Source organism: Chitinophagales bacterium (assembly GCA_020636535.1).
In the GTDB taxonomy this organism is placed as follows: Bacteria; Bacteroidota; Bacteroidia; order Chitinophagales; family JADIYW01; genus JADJSS01.
Map to the genome: position 1 here is coordinate 396573 of JACJXT010000012.1, position 25570 is coordinate 422142.

Below are 25570 nucleotides of genomic sequence, written 5' to 3' on the forward strand. Positions count from 1 at the left end.
TTATAAGCACTCTCTCTCCACTATCAAATTGTTTAGTTGAACAGGTATGCTGCCTGTTGTAGGTTGTACACATAGTGTATCTAAGTTATAACCTACTAAGTCACTTCTATCTACTACGATACATGTTGTGCCTTCGATTACTTCGTATGTGTTGCCACTGTTGTTATCATGTCCACAATTAACAATATATGTAGAATCAGCATCCATATCTGGATATACATCCACACAAATCGTATCTGTTGTATTAATAATATTAGTATCTCTGATTGTGTCAATTCTACAAGGAGCAACTGCTACATTCAAGATTAATGTATCTCTACAAGGATCTGATGGATAGATAATTTGATATCTTCCTGTAGTATTAAATGTTTGACCATAGAATGTTACAGATTCACCATCACAGATAACTGTATCTATAGTTTGGCTAGTTCCACCATCTTGAACAGTTACTCTAACGATTATTTGACTATCACAACCTACACTGTTTTCTAAAGTAATTATATCTACAGTAGTTGCGGAATATAATCTACCTGCTATAAGCACGCTCTCTCCACTACAAATTGTTGTATCTATCTGAACAGGTATGCTAGGTTGTGCGACAGTAATTACTATTTCTAAAGTTCCTGCACAAGTTCCATTATTTATTGTTTGATAATAGGTATTTGCCGTACTATATGTTTGACCATTAATAGTTACTGACTCGCCACTACAGATAGTTCTTTCTATAGTTGTTGTATCTGCGTCATCAATTACTATTAAGTTTAATGTTACGACACTATCACAACCAACACTATTTGTTAAAGTTGTAATATATGTACCTGTTACTGCATAATTATTTCCGCCAACAGTTACATATTCTCCTTGACATATTGTTTCATTAATTACAGTTGCTGATGGTGTTAATGTTGTTAAATTAAGTGTTACGACACTATCGCAACCAACACTATTTTCTAAGTTAATTGTATAAGTACCCGCAGTGTTAAATGTTAATCCACCGATATTAACTGTTTCACCTAAACAAATTGTAGTGTTAAGCGTACTAGCAGATGGTTGTAGTTCTGTAATAGTAACTTCTAAGACGCCTTCACATTTACCATTATCTATATTTTGATAATATATACCTGCTGATGTATAAGTAACTCCATTAACTTCTGTGCTACCTCCTGCACATATTGTTGCTGAAGTTTCTATAGTATCATTACCTAACATAAAGATATCTACTGTTACTAGCGTATCGCACTGATTAGCACCAGCTGGTAAGATAAATTCGTGATGTCCTGAAGTTGTCCAAACAGAATCTCTGAATGTTACTTGTTCTCCTTCACAAATTTGAGCTTCAATTTCTATTAGTTCAGTTTCTCTTACTCCTAAGTTTAAAGTTACTATACTATCGCAACCTGTGCTTGATGTTAAGGTTGTTGTATATGTACCTGCGTACTCATAATCCATTCCGCCTATACTTACTACCTCGCCTTCGCAGATTACTGTATCGATGATCGTTTCTACTGGTTGTACTACCGTTACATTCAACAATAAGGTGTCTTCACAGCTCGCTGTTGGATAGATGATTCTATATGTGCCTGTACTTGAGAATGTTTGTCCGAAGTAAGTTACACTCTCGCCTGCACATATCGTTGTATCTACTGTTGTACTGCTACCTGTTGTTGTGGTAATATTCAATACTATTGTACTATCACATCCTACACTATTTTCTAATGTAATGTTATATGTTCCTGCTTCTGTATATGTGTTTTGATTGTATACTATTACATCGCCTGCACACATTACTGTATCTATTATTATTGTATTGCTTGGCTCATTAGTTGTTATGATTACTTCTAATGTTCCTGCACATGTGCCATTGTCTACTGGTTGATAGAAAGTTCCTGCCATTGTATAGTCTACTTCGTTGATAGTTACTACATCTCCTTCGCAGATTGTTTCTTCTATCGTTGTTGTATCGCCTGGCTCTATTACTGTTAAGTTCAGTGTTACTATGCTATCACATGTATTGGCTCCTGTCAAAGTAATATCATAAGTACCTGTTACTGCAAACTGACGACCTGCTACGGTTACAAACTCTCCTTTACAAATTACACTGTCTATCTGTGTTTGTGCTACTGGTAACTCTGTAACATTAACCGTAATTGTACTATCACATCCACTTGCATTATCTATTACTACTGTATAGGTTCCTGCTGCACTGAATGCTCTGCCTGCTACTACTACTGTTTCTCCTGCACATATCGTTGCGTCTACTGTTGATACTGATGGTTCGTTTACTGTTAAGTTCAACTCTACTACTTGACTACACTCTTCGTTTGATACTGTAATATAGTATGTTCCTGTTGCTGTAAACTCTTCGTTTCCTACTGTTGTACTTTCTCCTGCACAAATTACTCTGTCTACTACTTGTGTATCTGCTTCACCTATTACTACTACATCTATGCTGATTACACTATCGCAACCATTTGATGCTGTTACTGTTTGTGTATAGCTTCCTGTTTGTGTATATGCTACTCCGTTTACTATAGTGCTTTCACCTTCACATATCGTCGCTTCTACATCTTCTTCGTAGCTGTCTAATACTGTTAAGTTAAGTGTTACTATACTGTCACAACCCATAGCATTGCTTAGTGTTGCCATGTATACGCCTGTTGCTCCGTAGCTGTTTGTTCCTACTGTATATAACTCTCCATCACAAATAGTATCTGTTACCTCTACTGTATCTAATGGATGTACAAATACATCTAAGATTAGTGTATCTCTACATGTACCATTTGGATAGTGGATTAAGTAATGTCCGTTTGTACTAAACTCTTGTCCGAAGTAAGTTACACTCTCGCCTGCACAGATATTCTCTTCTACTCGTGTTGCTGGACTTGATGCGTCTATCGTAATATTTACTACTACTTGACTATCACATCCTACACTATTTGGTAAGGTAATGCTGTGTGCTCCTGCTGTATTAAACAATTGTCCGTTAATTACCACTGACTCGCCTGTACAGATTGTTGTATCTATTATTGTGATTGCTGATGGTGCATTTTCTGTAATTACTACTTCTAGTGTTCCTGAACATGTGCCATTGTCTACTGTTTGGTAGAATGTACCTGCTGTATTGTATACTGTTCCGCTTACTATTACTTCTTCGCCTGTACAAATGCTTTCTGCTATTGTTGTAGTGTCGCCATCATTGATGACTACTAACTCTAGCGTTACTGTACTATCACAGCCATTTGATGCTGTTAGCGTTTGAGTATAAATACCTGTGCTGGCGTATTGTAAGCCATTTACTTCGTAAGTCTCGCCTGCACAAATCTCTGCTGACAAATCTGTTGCTATTATTGGTAATACTGTTAAGTTTAGTGTTACTACGCTATCGCAACCTACACTATTCTCTAAGTATGTTGTATAGGTTCCACTTGTACTGTATACTACTGATCCTACTTGTACTGTTTCTCCTGCACATACTGTTCTGTCTAGTGTTGTTGCACTTGGTGTTAACTCACTTACTACTACTTCTAGTACTCCTGTACACTCACCATTATCTATGTCTTGATAGTAAGTTCCTGCTGATGTATAGGTTACGCCATTGACTGTCGTACTTCCACCTTGACACATACTTGCTGTTGCTACGCTTGTATCGCCATCTAACACTACTACATCTACGGTTACTAAAGTATCACACTGTCCTGCTACTGCTGGAAGTATAAACTCATAGTGTCCGCTTTCTGTAAATGCCATGTCTCTAAACACTATCTCTTCGCCTGCACATATCTGTCCTTCTATTACGATATATTCTGGCTCTCTTACACTTACATTTAAGGTTACTATACTATCGCAACCTGTGCTTGATGTTAAGGTTGTTGTATATGTTCCTGCGTACTCATAATCCATTCCGCCTATACTTACTACCTCTCCTTCGCATATCACTGTGTCAATGATCGTCTCTGGTATTGGTGCTAAGAAAGTTAAATCTACAGTATCTCTATTCACACAAGTCATCGTAGAATCTCCTACAACATATTCAAATTGATATGTTCCTGCTACTGCTACTGTTACATATGCACTACTATCTGTAGTATTAATAATACTTACTCCAGCAGTAATTGCAACCCATGTTGAAATAAATCCTTCATCCGTTGGATTTCCAGAAATTAGGACATTTTCAATTCCACATAAAGTTCTAGGACTTCCTGCTTCAGCATAAGCAATTGGAGGATTGTTAATCTCGAATGGTAAAATATCTGTGAAACAAATATCATCTGTGATATCTACTAAGTATTCTCCATCTGGTAAACCAGAAATACATAAACCATCAATTATAGCATCTTCTACATTACCTGTAGCTCCTGGTGCTACTCTTAAATTAGATAAAGAGTACGAGCTATCTCCACCTGTGATGATTGCACACATAGTATATGGTGCACATGCATCTGGTCTTGTATATTCTAGCGTAATATAATATGGTGGTAAAGAGGTAATTGTATCTTCAACAATTTTCTCACAGCCAATACCATTATTACCTCTGATAGTGAATGTATAAATACCTTGAGTTAAGCCAAAGATTTGGTAAGGTAAATCTGCATTAGTAATAGTATCTCTTTCATTGCCATACGAAATTACATATGGTTGAACTCCTGTTAAGGTATCAATATTGATTTCAATTACTCCATTTACATCTTGGAAGCATGAATTATTAGTGATTGTTGTTGCTGTTGCTTCAAAACCACTATTGTTTGGCAATATTACTCTAAGTGTGGTATCGCAACCATCACCACCGTTATCCATGAAAGTAAAGTCATAGATACCACTTTGTTGGTTAGTTAATGAAATTACACTATTAGTTTGATTTGTAAATACTTGTGGCGTTCCAAATGCATCTACAAAAGAATAGTTATAAGAACCTGTAAAGCCAGTAACTGACAAGTTGATAGTTCCACCTGCTGCTCCAGGACATGGTGCTGGAACTAAGCTAGTAACTGCGACATCTATGCCTCCAGTATTAATAGATTCTATTGTTATTCTTTTCTTAGAAGTACATCCAGTGGCATCTATCACTGTAACAAATAATGTACCCGCTGGTAAATTGCAAATATTTAAAGTTGTATCTGTTTGATTAGAAGCACTGTATAGTGTGTTTCCATCAATATCTCTAACAATTGCTGTATATGGTGCTGTAAATACTGTTTGAACTATATCTATACACGCATCTGCACTAGCACAACTTGCTGTTGTAATATTTTCTACAGTAAAGCTAGCACCTCCATATTCTGTAATACAGAAAGGTACAGATTCAATTTCACAAACAGCATCTGCAAAAGTTGCTTCATAACAACCTGTAGCTAAACCTTGAACTGTAATATTTGGTGAAGTTAATCCACTAGCAGACAGTATGCTTCCTGTACTAACATTAGTAATAGTATAACTATATGTTGGTTGACCATTCACCAATACAAATCTTACCTCTCCATTATTTTCACCACAAGCAGCTGGTATTTCTGTTACTGCTAATACATCTAATCTACAAGGACAAGTTGGATTTGTCAATACCACACTTAAAGTTCTTTGACAGCCATTAGCATCTCTAACTACGATTTGATAGAAACCAGTTCCTAATGTATCAATTGTGTTATTGGTTGTCCAAACAGTATCTGTAGCAGAATTGCCAATACCAATCCAGCCGTACTCATATGTTGGTGTACCTCCTGTAGCATTGATAGTAATTCTACCATCTTTTAGACCACAATTTGGTGAAGCATAGTTGTAAGAGTATGAGATTCTTGTAGGTTGAGTTAATGTAACTCGTTCTGTATTAGAACAAATATAATCTTCGGTTACTTGAACTATTTTATATTCTCCTGCATGTAATCCACAAACTTGAAGTGGTAAAGACATGCTTGAGTTCCAAGTAGCCACCGTATCGTCGTCTGCTGGATTTAAATTACCTTTTTCATCTATTATATAAACAATAACCGCAGGATCTACTACTGTAGACTTACTAATACAACCTGTATTGCTATTATAACAAGTTAAGTTAGTTAATACAAAGTCTGCACTTGGATTAAACTCTGTAATTTGAATAGTAGCTTCTACAACATCTGTACAAGTACTACCACCAACAGTTGCCATAGTAAATACATTCACTGTATAATCTCCAAAACTTAAATTGCTAAAGCAAACTGAGTCTGTAGTAACTGGTGCTGATGCACTACCAATTTTAACTGGCTGTGTCAAATCTCCTCCAGTTAATACGAAATAATATAGTCCTAAACCATTATGTGCTTTAACACATAACTTACCATCTTTTAAGCCACATTGAGATACATCAAAAGTATCTATTGTTGCTGTAAAGCCAGTTGGGCTTACTGGAATTGTAATTGTGTCGATTAAAGGACAACCTACTGCTGGACAAGCACATGTGTTACCACTGTTACCTGCTGCACACATTGCTATTGGTTGTAATATTACTAGGTATTGACCTGGTTCTAAATTGTTATAAGTATTTGATGTTACTAAAGGAACGCTTACACTAACTGGTGTTAATGTGCCTCCATCAATTTTTTGTAAACCAACCGTTGGATCAATACATACATAGTGTGTGCTATCTCCAATAACTGCATATTTGTAGATAGTTACGCTACCATTAGCTGGACCACAATTAGTACTTGGTGTTATAGTAACAAAAGGACTAATTGCTGTATCGCCACCTTGTGGTAATAATAAGTATGGTATAGTATCTGAGAAACAACCATCTGCTGTTTGTACCAGAATGTAGTAAGGTTCTGTACCAGAAGGTAAGTTATTTCTAAAGTTATCTGTTCCGCCATTGCCTGTAATAGCTGGTGGATACTGACCTGGGAACTGACTGATATAGTAAGTTAAAGGTCTTGTTAGTGTATCTGGATCTGGATAGCTGATATTTACTGAAATACTACCATTGAACTGACCACAATCTGGTTGAGCTGCAATAATTTCTAAACCAATACTGTCTGGACATTGAGGACAGTCTATAGTATCTACTGTTTCGATTACAATAGTTTGTGTACCTCTATATGCTTCACAGCCATTGCTCGTACCATATATTTCTACTTGGTAAGTACCTGCACACAAACCAGTTTGATCTGGACCTTCCATTAATGGTTGTACAACATTGTCTTTATACCATACGAAGTTAAAGTTATCTAAGTTTTGTGCTGTATTTGAGTAAGTATCTCCATCAATCAGAATGTAATCTATACCTGTAATATGTATTTCACCATCACAAATACCTGTATTCTCGCAATCGCTTAATAGTTGACGCGTAATGTTTATGGTAACTTCTGGATTGTTAAGTACACTACAAACTGTACATGTAAGATTACCAACGCCTAAGCTAGGACAACCTGCTTCTATTGTTCCACAAGGTAAAACAAATGGCTCTAATGGATAAATAACGAAATTAAATTCAACTGAATTAGTACTATTATTGAAATCAAACACTGCATTTGTTTCTATACTGTCTAGTGATTGACCTTCATATACTGTACCAGAAGCGATCAAATTACCCTCTAAATCAAGTAATTGGTATTCAAAATCAAAAGGAGCTACTGTGTAAACACCAATGCTTGTATGTAGAAGAATCTGCATGAAACCACTATAAGTTCCATCATTAAAACAGCTATCTCTTCCAAGTCCGTTTGGCATAATTAGTGCTTGTGGTATATACTGACATTCTGTACTTGTTGGCAGATAATTATACTTAGCAAATGCTCTTTCTTCACAGAATGTAGTTGGATTATCATAAGTTATTTCTACTGAATAATTTCCATAAGGAACATTTGCCAAATAAGGACCAGTACCTACTACATTGCCATACATGTCTGTCCATACAAAATTGTACACTGCATCAGCTCCAGCCATTACACTAGCACTATCTGCATATTCTAGAGAATTAACATCATCTATACGAGTATAAATTCGATCTACCCAAATACTTATGAGTGTAGTATCTCTTTCTTCACAAGCAGGCGTAGCTAACTGTGTTCCTTCTATTTGTGCAAAGATTGTTGTTAAACCATTACTAGAAGGTATATAAACAAATGATACATCCATATATACCGGACAATTAGGATCATCATCACAAACACCATAAATATTATCACTTAATAAGTCTGAAGCGATGAAAGAAGCATAACCTTCTATTATACCATTGCTTGGTGTAATTTCTGTGCCTGATTCTGTATCGTACCATTTCCAATTATTACAGCTTGGATTACTTAGTAATATATTTATTGGACTATTTGGTCTTCTACATTGATTATCTAAAGCAAAAGAAATATTTGTACTTGTATCTGCAGTAGATGCATTGGTTACTGCAAAAGTTGAGCTATCTGCACAATCTGTACCATTGCTTACTACTACTTTATAGATACCTGCATCTAAACCAGTAATTAAGTTGGTGCCTGATATAATGAATACATTATTTGGCATACTGTACCAAGAAATTGTAGCACTAGTAGATCCTGTTGTAACATACTCTACAAAAGCAGAACCATTGCTTAAGCTACAGTTAGTATTTACTATACTTGTGTTAGTTATAGATACACCACATTCTTGTGGACATTCTTTTTTAAGTAACACTCTAATACTTGTATCTGCACAATATCTATCGAATGTTACCGTATAGAATCCTGGATATAAGTTAAATATGTTTGCTCCACCTGCATAATTGCCTACGGCAAAAGCAGTATCATAGCCAACTGTACTTGTAATATAAATTGAATCTACTGCATCGTTGATTGCTGCCCAATCGATTGTTAATTGACCTGAATTAGTATTACAATCAAAAGAAGGTGTAACGGCAGCTATTAATGGATCTGGATTAGCATTTGGTATTTCTATTTCTATTGTATCGAAACCACAAGTTGCCTGTACTATTAATTGATATACTCCTGGTCGTAAGTTTGTAATACTATCTGTAATTACAGTATCTGGATTTGCAAAAGAAACTGAGCCAGTAGAATTACCTGTCCATGAAATACCGTAGATAGTATCTGTAGAACTAGCTGTGAATACCACTTTTCCGTTTGATGCACCACAACTTGTTGCAGCAGTAATCGCTGGAACTAAATCTATAATAGTTTCTTTTGGTGAAATACAAATGGTAGTATCATAAGTACAAATTCCCACATAAGGCGTACTATATGTAATTGAAATATCATGACAACCTACTGCTAAGCTTAAAGTATCTATATAGCTTGAAGGATCAAAGCCAATTTCGCTATATGTTGTATAAGGATCAGCCCCTATTATATGGAAAAGTATAGCGTTACCTATTGCTGCATTATTGTTGCCTTGTGTTAATGCAGTACAATTACTCCCTATACTGCCTCCTGTATTGCTAACTCTATTATATATAAAGCCAAGCCGAGTTGCTGGTGATACACTATAATTTTGGACATTTCGGACTTGAATAGATAGTTGCGTAATTATGCTATCATAATTTGGACAATCTGATTCATAAACATATGTGCCGTATGGACTGTTGTTAATATAAAGTTCATCTGTTCCTAAACTAGTTCGCATAAAGCTTTGTAATTGTTGAATAAACGCTGAAGGTGTATTGAAAACACCAGACAAGGTAAAGGTATCAGTAGGGTTTTGTGTATAAACTACAAAATCTCCAATATAAGGGAAAGGAATTCCTTGTCTTGCTTTATTATTGATAACAGATCCAGATCCAAAACCAATACCAATACCCAAATAATTATCTATTTGTTCAACTGGATAACTAACGATACTATTGCCATCCAACTGTATTTCTATTATTGACGGATTATTAAGTGTACCATAGTATAACACATCACTAGGGGTAATGCTTTGAATATTTAGTACTACATTGGCAGTATCACAAGAAGCATACTCAAGTACCTCTGTATTTACTAGAATAGGAAGACCAGTAAACTCAAATATAGAATCATACACATTTCCACATATATCAGTTACTCTAACATAATACTTCTCTCCATAATAAACATTAAAGTATGTATAATCTAACATATATGTTAAATTGTTAGGATATTCTTGATATTGGTAAAGAATATTCGTATCTCCATTAAAATTATATTTAACAATATATACGCTATCAATAAAATTAGGCATAAATATATCTTGATCAAACTCTGCATAACCAAAATAATCCCCTAAATTGGAACCCGCACAGGTGAGATTCTCTATATAAAAATATGGATTTGCAAATACTGCATTATTTTGTAAAGAATCTATCCCTATTGTAAAGGTAACACTGTCTATTTTACACTTGGTATACGCATATATTGTATAAGTGCCAGGTATTAAACTTTTTGTGTAATCTTGAATTAGAATTTTATTATAATTACCACCAAATACAACAAATCTATAATTGTCAAAATTTGTTGTGTCAATACTAGACCCATTATTTTCAACCAATTGTTCTGGTCCATACATGATAACACTGTCAAATAAAACATTATTATTACTATAAACATCTAAAACTAGAAGCCCTCTAGAAGTAATAGAGTCTATACATGATACGCCAGCATTAGAAATATCTATATCGAACATAATGCTATCGTTTGTTAACACCTCTAAATAAATTGTTGTGTCTTTAATACCACAAGCTGTTTGGATACTAAGTGTATGATAGCCCGTGCTTGTTAGTGGTATAGAATCATTTTGAATGCAGTTATAAATAGGATCATAACTAGCAAAACGAATATCTGTAAAGTAAGAACGAGGTGTTAAGAATCCAGCATTTCCTGTATTTTGAATACCCCAGCGGAACTTCCCTTTTGATTTATCCATTGTAAATGGCTGTTTAAATATTTCTGTTCCATTATAGTTTATACTTAAGGTGTCTTCTTTATAAGTACAAGTAATATTTTTTACTACAATAGAAGTAGCATAGTATAATACTTGTACCGATCCATTATTTGAATATGTAGGATAATTAACTCGAATATAATCTGCCGATTGTTGATCATATACTACCTGAATCGTTGGAAGATGTGTGTATCCTGATGTTAAATTTGTATTATAATATAAATTATGATTAAATATACTGGCAGTGTCTGCATCTTGAATCATGAAGATATTATAAAAAGAATTTGCACCTCCGCCTATGCCTTCTGTAAAAGAGAAAGAACTTTCGAAAGCAGACTCTGACATAGTAAAGCCATTTATATAATTATCATCTGGCGTAGTTTGATCTGTAAGTGTCGCATCGTATGAATAAAAAGATAAAATAGTTTCGTTATAAGCATCTGCCCAAGGTTCATAAAGGTGTGGTTTAATATAATTTGTATTGTATGTGGTATTACATATTTTCGTTGAATCGACATTATAAGGAATACCATCTAATAGAACTGTCATGTCGCTAGTAGCACTAGCAGAGTATACCAGCCAAGCAGTATCTCCACAGTTGATTGGATTTGGTTGTAACATTGCTGTTAAGCCCACAGTATCTATTTCTGTTTCTGGAATAACTATAGTAAAAGTAGTGTCTGCACAAGGTGTACTTACAGTAAATGTGTATGAGCCAGCAGGAATACCTCGAATTTCAATTAGTGAGTCATTTAGTGTTGTATTAATGATTACAGAATCGGTTTCTGTGCCAGACCATTTAATTTTAACTGGAGTACTGTTTGCAGAAATAGTTAAGTCTACACCCCCTAAGGTTGTTTCTAAACAGTTAGAAGAACCAATGATATTGCTTGCTACAACATCCAAAGTATCAAGAGCTTCTGGTATGGTAATAAAAGTATCTAATGTGTTACAATGTGTATATACCGTAACCGGATAAGTACCTGGCTCTAAGTTAAGCGTGCGTGCTTGTGTTTGGTAGTAGTATGTTTCGCAAGAAGAAGAAGAAACTGTCATATTTGTGAAAGAGACAGAGTCTAGAGAACTAGTAGCCCCAACGGAAACAACAGGATATATATGTGTAATAGAATCTACCCAAGCAGGTAAGTCTGCTAAATAATTTAAACCCGCAGAAGTACGAATCTTAAACTTATTGTCTGCTTTACTAAGTACTAAAGTTATAGTATCACTAGCTGATATATTAATCGTTAAAAATGGAGAATTAGTGCCAACCATTCCAATGGTAGATAAATAACTATCATAAGTTGTAGCAGGATTAATCATCCTTCTATCCCATGTAAAAACTGAAGATCCAGCATTACCTGTTGCAAGACCCCACATTGGTTGAATCGAAGTATTGAATAAAGTATTACGATTTGACATTGATTTTGCTGTTGAAAAACCAATATATTTTACAGAAGCAGCCGCAGCATAAGGTAGTTGGAAACTCAATACAACAGAATCATTGTCATTCCACTCCAACTCTGTATTGCCATACAAATTAGCATTATCATAATTGGTATTATACTTAGCCATTTGAGCACTACCTGGAGCAATATAATAGTTCCAAGTATCGTAATTTGAGTTAGAAACAGAATACCCTTCATTAGTAAGTGTTAAAGGTTGTGTTCTGCCCGACTCTACAATACAAGAAGGCGATGGCACTTGTTGATGTGTGTAGGTAGCTAAACCTGCACTTGTATAGTTATTAAAAGTGGTAAGGAAATTTGGATAAATAAGTGGATAAAGCACTGAATTGTTTACTACATTAACATACCTAAAATTATAATCAGGAGTATAACCACTTAGTACCCCTTTTGTAGAGTTCATAGTAAAAGCAGCTCTTTTTATGGTATAAACCGATTCACCAGAACAAATTAATGAATCTAATTCTAAATTAAAATCAAAGTGAATATTTGGATTAATTGAATTAAATGTTTCGTTATACCACTCATTTAATTCTTGTAAATTATTTATAGTAGGACTGTATTGATTATAAACTATTGTTCTAGTATAAGTTGTTGCTACTCCTGTTTCTGTATTCTTTATTTGAATATTAATAGGAACTGTATTTGTAGCTGTAGAACCAGCAGGATATCCTAATTTTAAAGGGAATTTAAAGGCATCAGCATCGGTACATGTAGAGATGGTATTACCCGCATTTGCTGTAGTTGCTTGTGCAATAGTATAGTCAAAGTGTGCTTCGTAAAATGTTTGGTCACCAATTCTAACGCTATCTATTCCAGACAGACTTAGTACATCATAAGTCAATGTACCTTGGTCTAAGCAGGTTTGTGGTGCTGTAATATCAAAGTTTACAAGAGCTGCATCTGTTTCGCTTTGAACGGCAAACTCGTAACAGGTATCGTTACATAGTGTGTATGTACAAAGAGTATAAGGACCTACAGCTAGATCTTCATATATAGCAGCATAAAATTCTTCATTAGGATAATTAACTGTTCTATAGCCATTTGGTCCTGTAAGTATAACACTATCTATATTGGTAGTAGCCGTAATATTTATTCCATACTTACCAATATCATCACAACTTGTTGCATTAGTAATTTCCTCCCCTTCAAAGATGATACTGTCTTTGGGAATAATTGGTAGTGTAATAAAGGTATCATGAACACCACAAGCTGTATAAATTTGTACTGGAACTATTCCGCCTTCTGGTACTTGAATAGTATCGCAGAAGATAGAATCTTGTACATAAGTATATGAAGTTATATTATCTGCGGAATAATTACCCCATGAAAAATTACCAGCGACAAAATATGCATTATAATGGTCTATATCTGAATATTCATTATCATAGATAACAAAATCAGATTCTAAGAGTTTTACATTACCTACATAATTATAATATATAGAATCTATTACTTTATAAGTATTGATGCCACAGGTAAGTGTATGCGTATAAACAGTAGAATAGTCTTTAAGATTTATATAATATCCTGGATCATATGTTCTTAGTCTGGCATTCAATAATGAATCCATCATTGCTAATAATTCTGTTTCATTATTAATGACCGCTCTATTATCCCCTTGTGTTGTAACATATGTTGCTGTACTGGTTGGTGCTGTAATTCTAGTATATCCCAATTGCACAATAGAGCCATTTGAAGGTTTAGTTATAGGAAATGCCACACGAATATTAGTATATGGTAGCGTTGTTAAATTATTACCAGAACAAGAATATGTTGCAGGTGTTGGTGTTGACATATTATAATAACTAGGCATGTACCTATTAGTATAATATATATCATTATATTTTTTATCAAAGTATTTAATGCCGCCAATAACAATACTATCTATATTTTCGTTGGCATTAATACAGTATGAAACAGTACTACCTAAACAGTTGGTTGCAGTATCAAGTACATTGTAGGTAAGATTATAGCTAAATGTATCTGGACTAGCTTCCACAACAAACGAATCTATATAAGTACCACATTCTGTATATACAAACATGTAGTATGTACCCGCCAAAGAATAATTGGTAAACATTTGAAGATAACCAGTATAGTCTGTATTTACATTAGTAACCACAACATTATTATATGGAAAAGCAGGCATATTTGGTCCATTCCAATAAATAGGAGTAGAAGTAACTCTGATACTATCTATGTGAACAGATGCACCTGTAGAAGAAGTAACAGAGTAAAGAATTGGTTTATTATAAGGATCATTATTAGGATCTGCAAATGGACCTTTAGGTCTTCCATAACAATCTAAACCACCATTGGCTTCTAGGTTTAAAATTAAACTATCGGTAGTTCTGCAAGCAGGAACTGTAATGGTGGTGTCTTTGTAACCACAACCAGCATAAACTTGGATGTTTAGTGTGGTATCGCAAACTTTAGGTATAGTAATTTCATTAGACCATCTATGCTCAAAGAACATATATATATTTACGCCACTAACATCTTCAAAGAAAAGTCTAAATTTATCTGCAAAAGCATAACTAGGCAATAATATATTGTTCAATTGTGTATTTATCTGTATATCATCTAAATGACCATTTGAAGATAAAACCGTTGCATTAATAGTCATATCAAGGTTATCTACATAGCCCTCTAAACAATCTATTATATAGTTTTGCATAGAAGTATTATTATTCTGAGTAGACCCCATACAATCTGAAGCAGTATTGCCATCAGTTAAAGTAACTTGAGAAATAGATGGAAAACGATATGGAGGAAATCCATTAAAGTTATATGAAAATAAATCTTGACCATTTGAAGTAGAGTATTCAACTAGTTCATAATACCCTTTTCGTGGAAGTAATGAAGATACTCCATTAACAAAAATACTATCTACATCAACTGCTACATCATAATTAACATTAACATCCCAAGCACCGCAAGCAGCAGGTTCGAAAGAAGCTGTAAGCAAAATGGTGTCTGTAATGGCATTAATAGTTATAGAATCTTCTAAGAAAATAGAACAACCGCCGGCTGTATCTTCTACAAATAATTTAATGGTTTTCTGACCTATGGTATTCCATTCAACTGAATAAGTCCAATAATTTGAAGAAGAAGAATCGATATTAATTATTGTTCCTCCATCTATATCTACTGTAAATATAATATCATCTTTAACGCCATCAAAATCAATCTCAAACTCCGTTGTCGCATTAATACAAGTTTCATTATTTGAAGCATAGAGGAATGGTTCTCCTGGAGATTTTCCTTTAATCGTAATACAAACATCATCTGTGAATACGCAAGCAGCGTCATCACCAATACGCATTTCTAAACGATAGCAGAATGTTTGATTGCTTGTAGGATATGTTCCTGTGTATTCAAATACTGGATTTGGTATCGTGTCATTGCTTAAGTAAATTCTATTGACATCTCCACTTAAGTTAACCCATTGGTAACGATATGCACTGCCTTGTGGTAAGTTACAACCTAATGGTACTATCTCTTCTGGACAAACAATAGCATCATTACCTGCTAAGTTATTTTGAATTAAATTAATTTCTAATGGATTAGAACCACAAGCACAAGTTAAGCCAGCATCTACAGTTAATAATAGTGGACAAATAGGCACATTGCCATCTCCATATGAAATTGTTTTATTAATACTAATTAGTTGTGGTGGCCAATTGCCATTTGGTTGTGATGTTGGCATCACATGTTTTACTACACCTATTACTGTGTCTGAACTTGGATCGTAAATACCATTGGCATTAACATCTCCAAATATTTTAACAAAGAGTGTATCTATATGTGTTTGGTCTGCAAATGAATTGTCTTGAACAAAAATAAAGCCATTTACATTTATAGTTAAGCTGTCGTTATTGCCACAAGACATTGTAGCATTTAAACCAAGGTTTTGAGCTTCTAAAATACCTTGTAAATTGAAGGTATCTGTACCATTTGAGTTGGTTACTAGTGAAATAGTACAACTATCGGAAGGATTGTTGCTTACACAATTTATAGTAGCATCAATTCTTGATACAATATCTAAAGGATACAATCCACAACCAGCAGTATCGCTAAATTTAAATTGCATCTCTAATGCCATTGCTGGAGATAAAACGGTATTAGGAACATCTATACATACTTCTGTATATCCGCCACCTAAAGAAGTAGTGGTTACAGTACTATAATCCCACCCAAATTGATTAACTCCTGTTTGTGGTACATATTCTAGTCCTGGAGGCATTGTCCAACATAATTTTTCACCAGGTTGAGGTGTTGTAAATGGAATACTTGGAAATACTGTATATCCTACTTCTTGTCCGTTTCCTACACAAGCTGCAAAAACTCTACTCGCAGAACGAGAAGGAAAGCTTGCATCGCTTGGTACCATAATAAATGAATTCAATGCACTAAAGTCAATACCACCCACAATTGGTTTCGCTGTATTGCCTCTTACCGTGATGATATCATCGGCACAAACACCTTCTGCTTTTGCGACCAATTCTATTGGTTTAAAGGCAGTTGCAGCTTCGCAAGTTGTTACTGCTTGGAATTTAATTGCAAATTGTGCTGTGTCTTGAGCAAAAGCCCCTGCACCTGGTAAGCCATTATCGGCTAGTAAAGTACTTAAGTCTGCTATATCTATTTTGTAAGTACTCATACCTGGTTGACCAGGTGTTGCACCAACAAGAGTTGGCATTGCTATACTAGAAAATGTAGTTAAGCCAGCTGCTGTTGTATCGTTTGTTCTATTGAATGGATATTTAAAGCCCCAAGAGCTTGGTACTTGTATATATGCATCTGGCATATTAAAGGTTAGTTCGTGGAAGAAAGTATATCCTTGTAATATATTTTTAAGTTCTAATACAAAATCTATCGTATCACAAAGTTCTAAACCATCTGATGTTTCGTCAATTAAGAAAGTGATTGCCATATCTGACTCTGCTAGTTGAACAAAACTTGTGTCTACAGAAGTTACGGTACACATAGAGTCTACACCAAATTCATTATGTATTGTTTTTGGATATTCAAAACAAGTTACGCCTGCATAAATAGTAACATATTGGTCTGCACAGCTAATAATATCTGCAGTAACTTTAATTCTAACACAATCAGAGCTATCTCCTAAACCAACTAATATTTGGTTTGGTGTAAGATTAGTATTGGTATATGTTTGCAATACAGTAGACAGTGTTATATCATTTGGATCTAATTCTTGGAAAACTATATTTGCTATTCCAGAACTATGTTGTAATCCTGTCCAAAGCAGTGGTGTATTGCCTTCTTTACAAACATCGTAAACCCATGTTGCTGTTCTATTTAAACTGTATTGTGGATTATCAAAATAGGCAATTGGAGTAATTGTAACTGATGCGTTATTTACTATTTCAATCATTCCACTTTCTGTTAAAACACTAGACTGACATTTTGCATTTAACTCATGGTAAAATGCTTGGAAATCGTATTCAACTTCTTTGTCTAAAGCATAACATTCTTGGTATTGGAAGTCTACAAATAATCTGTATGTATAAATATTGTTATCATCAAACACAAGAGTTCTACTTGACTCTGGATATACTACTGTAATATAATATTGACCGCCTATTAGTTCTGTAATAAATTGAGACTCTGCAATAGAGTCTACAATAACTCCTGCACTATCTACATATAGTTTGGTAATTGGATTTAATAATTCACCATCTAAAATAAATTTAACCGAATCTAAAACATAGCTTGGTTCGAATACCGCAGAGTGACAATTTCCAGAAGGACAGTCGTATAATAATTCTGCTTGAAATGCTGCTTGACAACCTGGAGATTGTTCAAAAACTACATTGGCTATTATTGCTCCTGTATTGCTTAAAGAAGTAATACTATCTAAAGCTGACAAGGTGTCTTTTAAACAAGAGCCAGTATAAATTCTATCTAAATAAACATCGGTAGAGACGAAAGCACCAGCATCTACTGTGTAACAACATTCTGTATAGCAAAGTGTAGCGTCTACATTAAATACTTCTGTTCCTACCACCCAAATAGAGTCTACAAATGTTGGCCAAGTATTACTTACATTGGTCAATGTAATGGTTGTATTATCTCCATCGTTTGATAAATTAATATCTGAACTTGGCACTAAGAAATTAGACACAAGCATTGTATTAAAATATATTGGACCACAAGTATCCATTACGGCTCCTTGCACATGAATTACTACTGAATCAATACCATATTCTGGTCTTACTATTGGATCATAACAAGCGGTATTACAGTCGTGGAAAACAGTAGAAGAAACTGATAGTTGACATCCTTCTAAGTTTGCAATTTCTTGGTCAATGCTAAACTGTGCATTGTCTTCTAAGTTATCAAATCTTACAGAATCGCCAATTGCTTTATTAATACAAATGCTTGAACTTCCTGTAGATGATAAATAATATTGTGATGTATATTTTGCATTTTCTGCAAACTGATAACAACATGTAGCAAAACCAGCAGTTAATTCGTAAGAGAACAGTACTGCATTGGCTCCAGAAATCGTATCATCTAGTGTTCCCCAGTTTCCATCATTGTAAATAGCCACTATGGTATTGCTTCCTACAGTTGTAACCGTAACATCTGCTGCATTTACAGTATAAGTACCACCATAAGGTGTTGTTATTTTAACTGAATCTTCGTTTATAATAAATTGTTGATTTTCTATTACTAAGATTATAGAGTCAACATTATAAATTGGTAGAATAAATGAAGGATAACAAGCATTAGCACCTCCTTGTGGATCGCATGGTGTTTCTACTTCTCCTTTTAATTTTACTGCACAATTTGCTAATAATTCTAAACTTTCATTCACATCAAATCTTGAGCCATCAATTAGGTTAACAACAACTTGTTCATCTGAAGTTACTCTTGAATCGCAACCAGCAGAAAGTGCTGTGTAATAGAAATCGAATCCTAATTGCGTAGTATCTTGGTTGTATGTATAGCAACAAGACACCCAAGTATATGATAAGTTTACAATATATAATGAGTCTGGTGCTCCAAGTGTATCATACAAAATAGGCCAGTCGTTACTAACATTAACTAGAACGATTTCTGTAGTTTCTGTTGTAAGGTTTTGTCTTACTATAATTTCACCTGCATTATCACCTACTGTAGAACAAGTTCCGTCTTTAGTACAAACAGTAGCAGTACCTAAAGAGTCTACTAAAGCTGGAATAGTAATAATTAAAGAATCTCCTTGATAAGTTGGCTCAAACAACATATTTGTACCATCTGTAGGATAACAGTCTGCTAAGTTACCAGAACAAATATTGTTTACTTGTAACTCTAAATCTGCTCTACAACCTAAGTCATAATTCAATTCTGTAGCAGTTATACCAAAATCATCAAATCTAAATGGAGTTATGGTATCAATTGCAGATTTTACTCTTGGCGAACAACCAAAAGGTAAATCTTCATAATAATAATTTATAGTTGCTGTGCTGTTGTCTTCGACAGCATAACAACAACCCTCATATTCAAAAATTGCATTTAAAGTATACAAAATTTCATTGTCTATATAGCTGTTTTCTTTTATTGGCCAATTGTTACCATTGTTATATAAAACAATTTTTGTAGTTGTTGCTGTTGGATGAGATACACTAATATCATCTCCTGTATTAGAGCCAATAATATAAGTATTCGTATTCGTTGCAAGTGTTATTTGAGGTAGTGTATCTAAACTTAAACCATTAAAATATAACACAATACTATCTAGGTAATATTGAGGTCTGAACTCACTAGGTAAAGGATCGCTTCCTCCACCATTTTCGCAAAGGTTTCTAATTGTAGACTCTATTGATATTTTACAGTCTAATTCTTGTTGGTGGTCTATTTCTACTAAGACACTATCGTTTTGATATTTAGTAATGGTATATGCTTCTCCTCTATAGTTGATTGGATCGCAGAAATATTTTGTTTGATAAATAATTTCTGTAGTATCGCTATTATATCTAATTACATTATACTCTCCGTTTGGTGGATATAATGTAGTTCTCATTGTAAAGTTATAGTTTTTAATACCACAAGTTTTTGGTGCTTGACTGGTATTGACCTTATATAAGGTATTAAAATATAGACTATCTCCTGCAAAAATTTCTCTACCTGTACATGGTATATTTAAAACAAAAGTATCTATAATTCTTGTTCCTAAATCTCTTGTTATTCTTGTAACGCAAGATTTAGATATTGGAACTAGTGTTCCTGCTGCATCTTTAATATAAATACTATCTATTCCTAAATAATCTAAAGGATCGTTAAAGCGAGGAGAACCACCTGTAGCATATTGGTCATTTACCCAAATAAATGATGCTAAAGCTGTATCAAACTCAAAGCTAACTTTTGTAGACACTTTTACAGTATCGCAATTTGCAGAGATACTTGTACTACCTAATGGATCATTTAGACGAGTTAGAGTGCTATCTACATATCCCTCACTAATTCTAGACACATCGTAACTTTCCCAGTTTACTAAACAAGGACACTCTTCTCTAGAACCACCATGGTATGTTTGTCTACCACTACAAGATCTTAAGAATTCACAACAAGTAGTACCATCTGTTTGTTTGCAAGTATAGGTAACTGTTGCATTATCTATCCAACCCACAAGTGGAGTTCCTTCTATTGGATATGGTGCACAAGGGTAACTTGGACCGTAACCATTAGTTACAAATTTAATTGGAATATCATTTGTTCCGCCATATGGTGTGTTTTCAATTTCGCTTAAATAAATAGTTAAACAAACTATTGAATCTAAGCCACCATTTTGAACAGTATCAAATTTATGTCCTAAATAAGCTGGATTTAAACTTAACCAGTCTGCTTCACTAATTTCTGTAAATCTATAGTAGTCAGTTCCAAAGAATGAAGCATTAAAATTAGCACGCATAGAATCTGCATGTCTTCTATTTTCAGCATAAGGCATACAAACTTCAAAAACGATAGATGTATCATTAGGACAATCTGCTATACCATAGTGTCTATAATCATATCTAAAAGTATGTAAATTACCACCACCTAGTGATGTAGTGGTAACTCTATCATATAATGTATATGGTCCTGAAGGAACATCTAGATTGATTCTTTCATCAATCATTTTAGTTCTTTGACTATTGGTTAAGTTGCAATAATTATCTCCTTGACCTGTTGGACTTCCATCACAATTAATAGTAGAATCTATAATTTGACCATGACATCTTTCAAAATAGAATTTAGCATCTGGTTCGTAGCACATATCTCCATATGCTTGACAAGAAGCTCCTCCGTTTTGGTATCCTCTAGTTTCTAGAGAACCACTAGCTTGACATTTTAAGTTTAGAACAAAACGGATTGTAAAATCTGTAGTAAATTCATCAATAAATGCATCTCCATCAGTACCAGAATTAAGCATTCCTGTAATAGGAGTTGTATTGTTTGTTAAATTAACCGTCCATTTTCTTTGAGCATCTACAGTAATAGCAGAAGCAGGAACTACACTACCATTTATATAAACGCTATCTATATCGTAAAAGTTACAATTTCTTGTATCTAAAACAAATTTAAAACCACCAAGTGTATCTATTTGGTTAAGGTCTACAAAATAGTCTATGTAACCATTAGCACAATAGCCTGCAGGTGTATATTTAAAGCTATCTACACTAACTGTTGTAATTGTATTGATTGGTAAGTTAATAGAATCTGTAGCTAAGTGACCGCTGTATCGAATAGAATCTGTAAATAAATCAGATTCACAAAGTTCATAACGCAATTTAAATGTTGGATATAAACAAGTATTAGTAACAACGCCTTGTCTGTCTACTCTCCATCTAATATTAAGTGTTCCAATAGCGGCATCTATATTTCCATCTGCATCATAACCATCTATAATATTTGAGATTGCTGCTGTATTATTGTTTAAATCAACAGTATATACGCCACCACTATAATTAATAATAGAACCAGTTAACATGGTTCCATTAATTTCTATTCCATCTATAGCATATAAGTTACAACCTCTTGTATCTAAAACTAATTGAACTTCTTCTATAGTATCTGCAATAGCATTTGATGATAGTTGTACTTGATAGTCTATATAATCGTAATCACATTCTCCATTTCCTTCATAACCTTGGAAGCTTACTAAAGTACTTGGTCTTGTAGTTGGCACACAAAGTTGTGCTTGAGCTGTTGGTCCGCCAGTAGCCGCATAAGAACTATCTCTAAAGCCAGCACATTGATTGTATGCAATGCTTGGTATTGGATAGAAACAACAAGTATTTGAGCCAGCTGTAGTTGGAATTACACCTACCACAATATTGAAATTAGCATTTGCATCATCATTAAATGAATCACCATCTAGGTCTACTAATCCTGGAATTGCAATACTATTATTACTATTAACAAGATTGATAGATAACAGCCCTGTTGTTTGGTTGTAGTTAATTAAACTTGCATCAATAAGTACTCCATTAATTTTTACATTATCTACATCAAAATCATAAATACCACAAGTACCTTGACTTAAGTAAATTGCAGCATCTAATATTGAATCTAACTGACTAATATTAACATTATATGCCACTGTGTTTGTTTGACAGAACTGCATTGTAGAAGATGTAGATCCTGTTAGTGTAGCTAAAGCAGTATTATAAGTAAGAATTGCTTGAGGTCTTGTTCCTAAACTTATTTTTTGTGTTGTACTTAAACCACTATTTGATAGTTTTGATGACTCTCTTAATGCACCACAAAGGTCATAATTTATAGTATAGTCTGGATAATTACATTGTTCAGCAAAATTAGAGATTGGAGATTGAATACTAGAATAGAATTTTGTGGTTATAGTATCGTTAGTTTCATCTAAAAATCCATCTCCATCGTTGTCATAAAAACCAAGTTGAGTCGCTAAAGTAGTATTAATATCTGCTAAGTTAATACAAACATTATTTCCACTATAAGATAATAAACTATTTGGAATACTCACTCCGTTTACTGTTGCACTATCTATTTCATATAAACCACAAGATTTTATATCTAAGCATATTTGAATGTTTCCAATAGTATCTTCTATTAAGTTATAAGATTTGTATTCGAAATATCCTGGAGTACAAAATCCGAACATTTCGTAGCCAGACATAGTAGAAGTTACCCAACCATCATAATCTATCAATTCATATTTTGTGTTGATATCATATCCACTATATTGAAGTGATTTTTGATTGATATTAGATTGACAAAACTCATATGCTGCAACTTGGAATGTTGGATAAGTACAAGGAGCTGCGTCTGTTACATACTCTAAATCATAAGATACAGTGATTGTAGATTGGTCTGTATGAATGTTATCATAAAAACCAGGAATTGTTATTGTATTGCTTGTTAAGTCTACAGCAACAGTTCCTGTTCCACTTGCTGGTGTAAATGGAACGCTTACTCCGTTTACATAAACTGCACTTATATTATAGAATGGACAACTTTGTGTATTTAAGTTAAAGATAAACTTTCCAACAGTATCGTTTAATTCAGATAAGTCTATTTCATATGTAAGCTTTCCTTTATCACACGCTCCAACCTCAACTTCTTCTATTAAACTTATATCCATATTATAACAAGGTATAAGTCCTAAACTTCTCATTCCATCATTTCCTAAACCTAAGTTGTGATATTGTTTAGAATAAGTTTTATCACACTTATCTTTATATGATAGTGTAGTATATGGTTTTCTGCAATCTCCAACACAATTTACTGTACAGCTACTATTACACGCTGAAGAATAATATACATTAAATCTTAAACTATCATTAACCTCTAAATTTCCATTTGGATTTATAGTTGCCAATAATGTACTTAAGTTAAATGTTTTAACACTTCCTAATGTAGAGGTAGGTGTTATTGGATATTGAGTTCCGTTATATACAACAAAAAATGTATTATAGTCGAACAAGCCACAAGTTCTTGTATCAATGCTTAGTACTAAATTATTCATTGTTGCATTAGTATCTAATCCTACATCATAAGTTGAAGCATTAGTAATTAAATAACTAAAAGAACCTATATTATCTTGACAACTATATGGAGTACTTGTTTCTACACTTGTTAAATTGAAGTCTACTCCTAAATCAACAATATAAGAGTAGTTTGCATTTGCTGTTTGACAAGTACCTGATGGAGGACAACCCCATGATGCTTTTATAATACTACTGTTCTGCCCTTCTGGACATCTTGCAATAATATCATATTCTACGATAATGGTATCTTGTTCATCAAATAGCCCTGTTGCGTCATCATCGTAAATAGAGGAAACTATTGGTAAGGACATACTTCCATTTGAACTAAATGTAATTGCACTTACTGGTACACTTATACCATTAACCATTACACTAGTTGGTATGATTTGAATTGATGATGAAGATACATCTCTATAATACAAACTATCTAAAGATGCTAACTGACCTGTTTGAATTATAGTTACACTTCTATGTACAGTATCTCCTAAGTAAACAGTAGGTGGTGTTCCTTGACTGTTTATAACCAATGCTGGTTTATATATATAATTATTTAATGGGACTGATGTACTATCTAACTGATAAGTTCCTTGTTTTGGCACCCAGCCACCTTTTGCATTTGGAGGACAGGTAAAAGTTGAGATCCCATTATATCCTCCACATGGCCATCTTTCATAACTTAGGTTATAATTTGGAAATAAATTGCCTCCAATGGTGTTAACACCACACTTTGCAACAATACCCAAATAAACGACAAAAACTTCTCCAGGGAGAAGACTACCTGTAAAGCTAATTGTGTTTGTTGAACCACTGGGACTTATTGTCTGCGATGTCGGTTGTAAAAAATCTGTTGGTGGTTGACTTGGATGTGCATTTAGCGTATCTATGTTTAACCTATAAATTTGACCATAGCCACTAAACTGTATCCCTGCAGGAAGTGTTGTTGTTAGCATCAGATTCCTAATCAAAACAGTATCTTCTACTGCTGCAATTGCAACAGCTAAAGTATCTTGCTGATCACTACAAATTGTCAAATCATTAATGCGTGGAAATGTAGATTTATTATTTAAATCTATTACAAATGAGTGAAACAAACCACCTTGTGCTTGTAGCGAAAGCGTTAAAAATACTGTCGCCAAAAGAGCTAAAACATTGCGTTTCATATATATCAATTCTTTATTTTTTAATTCTGTTAGGAGTTTTCAGTTGTCTAGACATTGCTGCCAGTAGGCAAAGGTAAGTAAT

At 34.0% G+C, this 25570-nt stretch carries 1 protein-coding gene; it reads right to left on the reverse strand.

Translation table 11 applies throughout. The features are described from left to right. Complete coding sequence (locus H6553_11500; protein ID MCB9034454.1) at nt 1-25488, reverse strand: hypothetical protein; 25488 nt, start codon at nt 25486-25488, stop codon at nt 1-3. Nucleotides 25489-25570 lie beyond the last annotated feature (82 nt).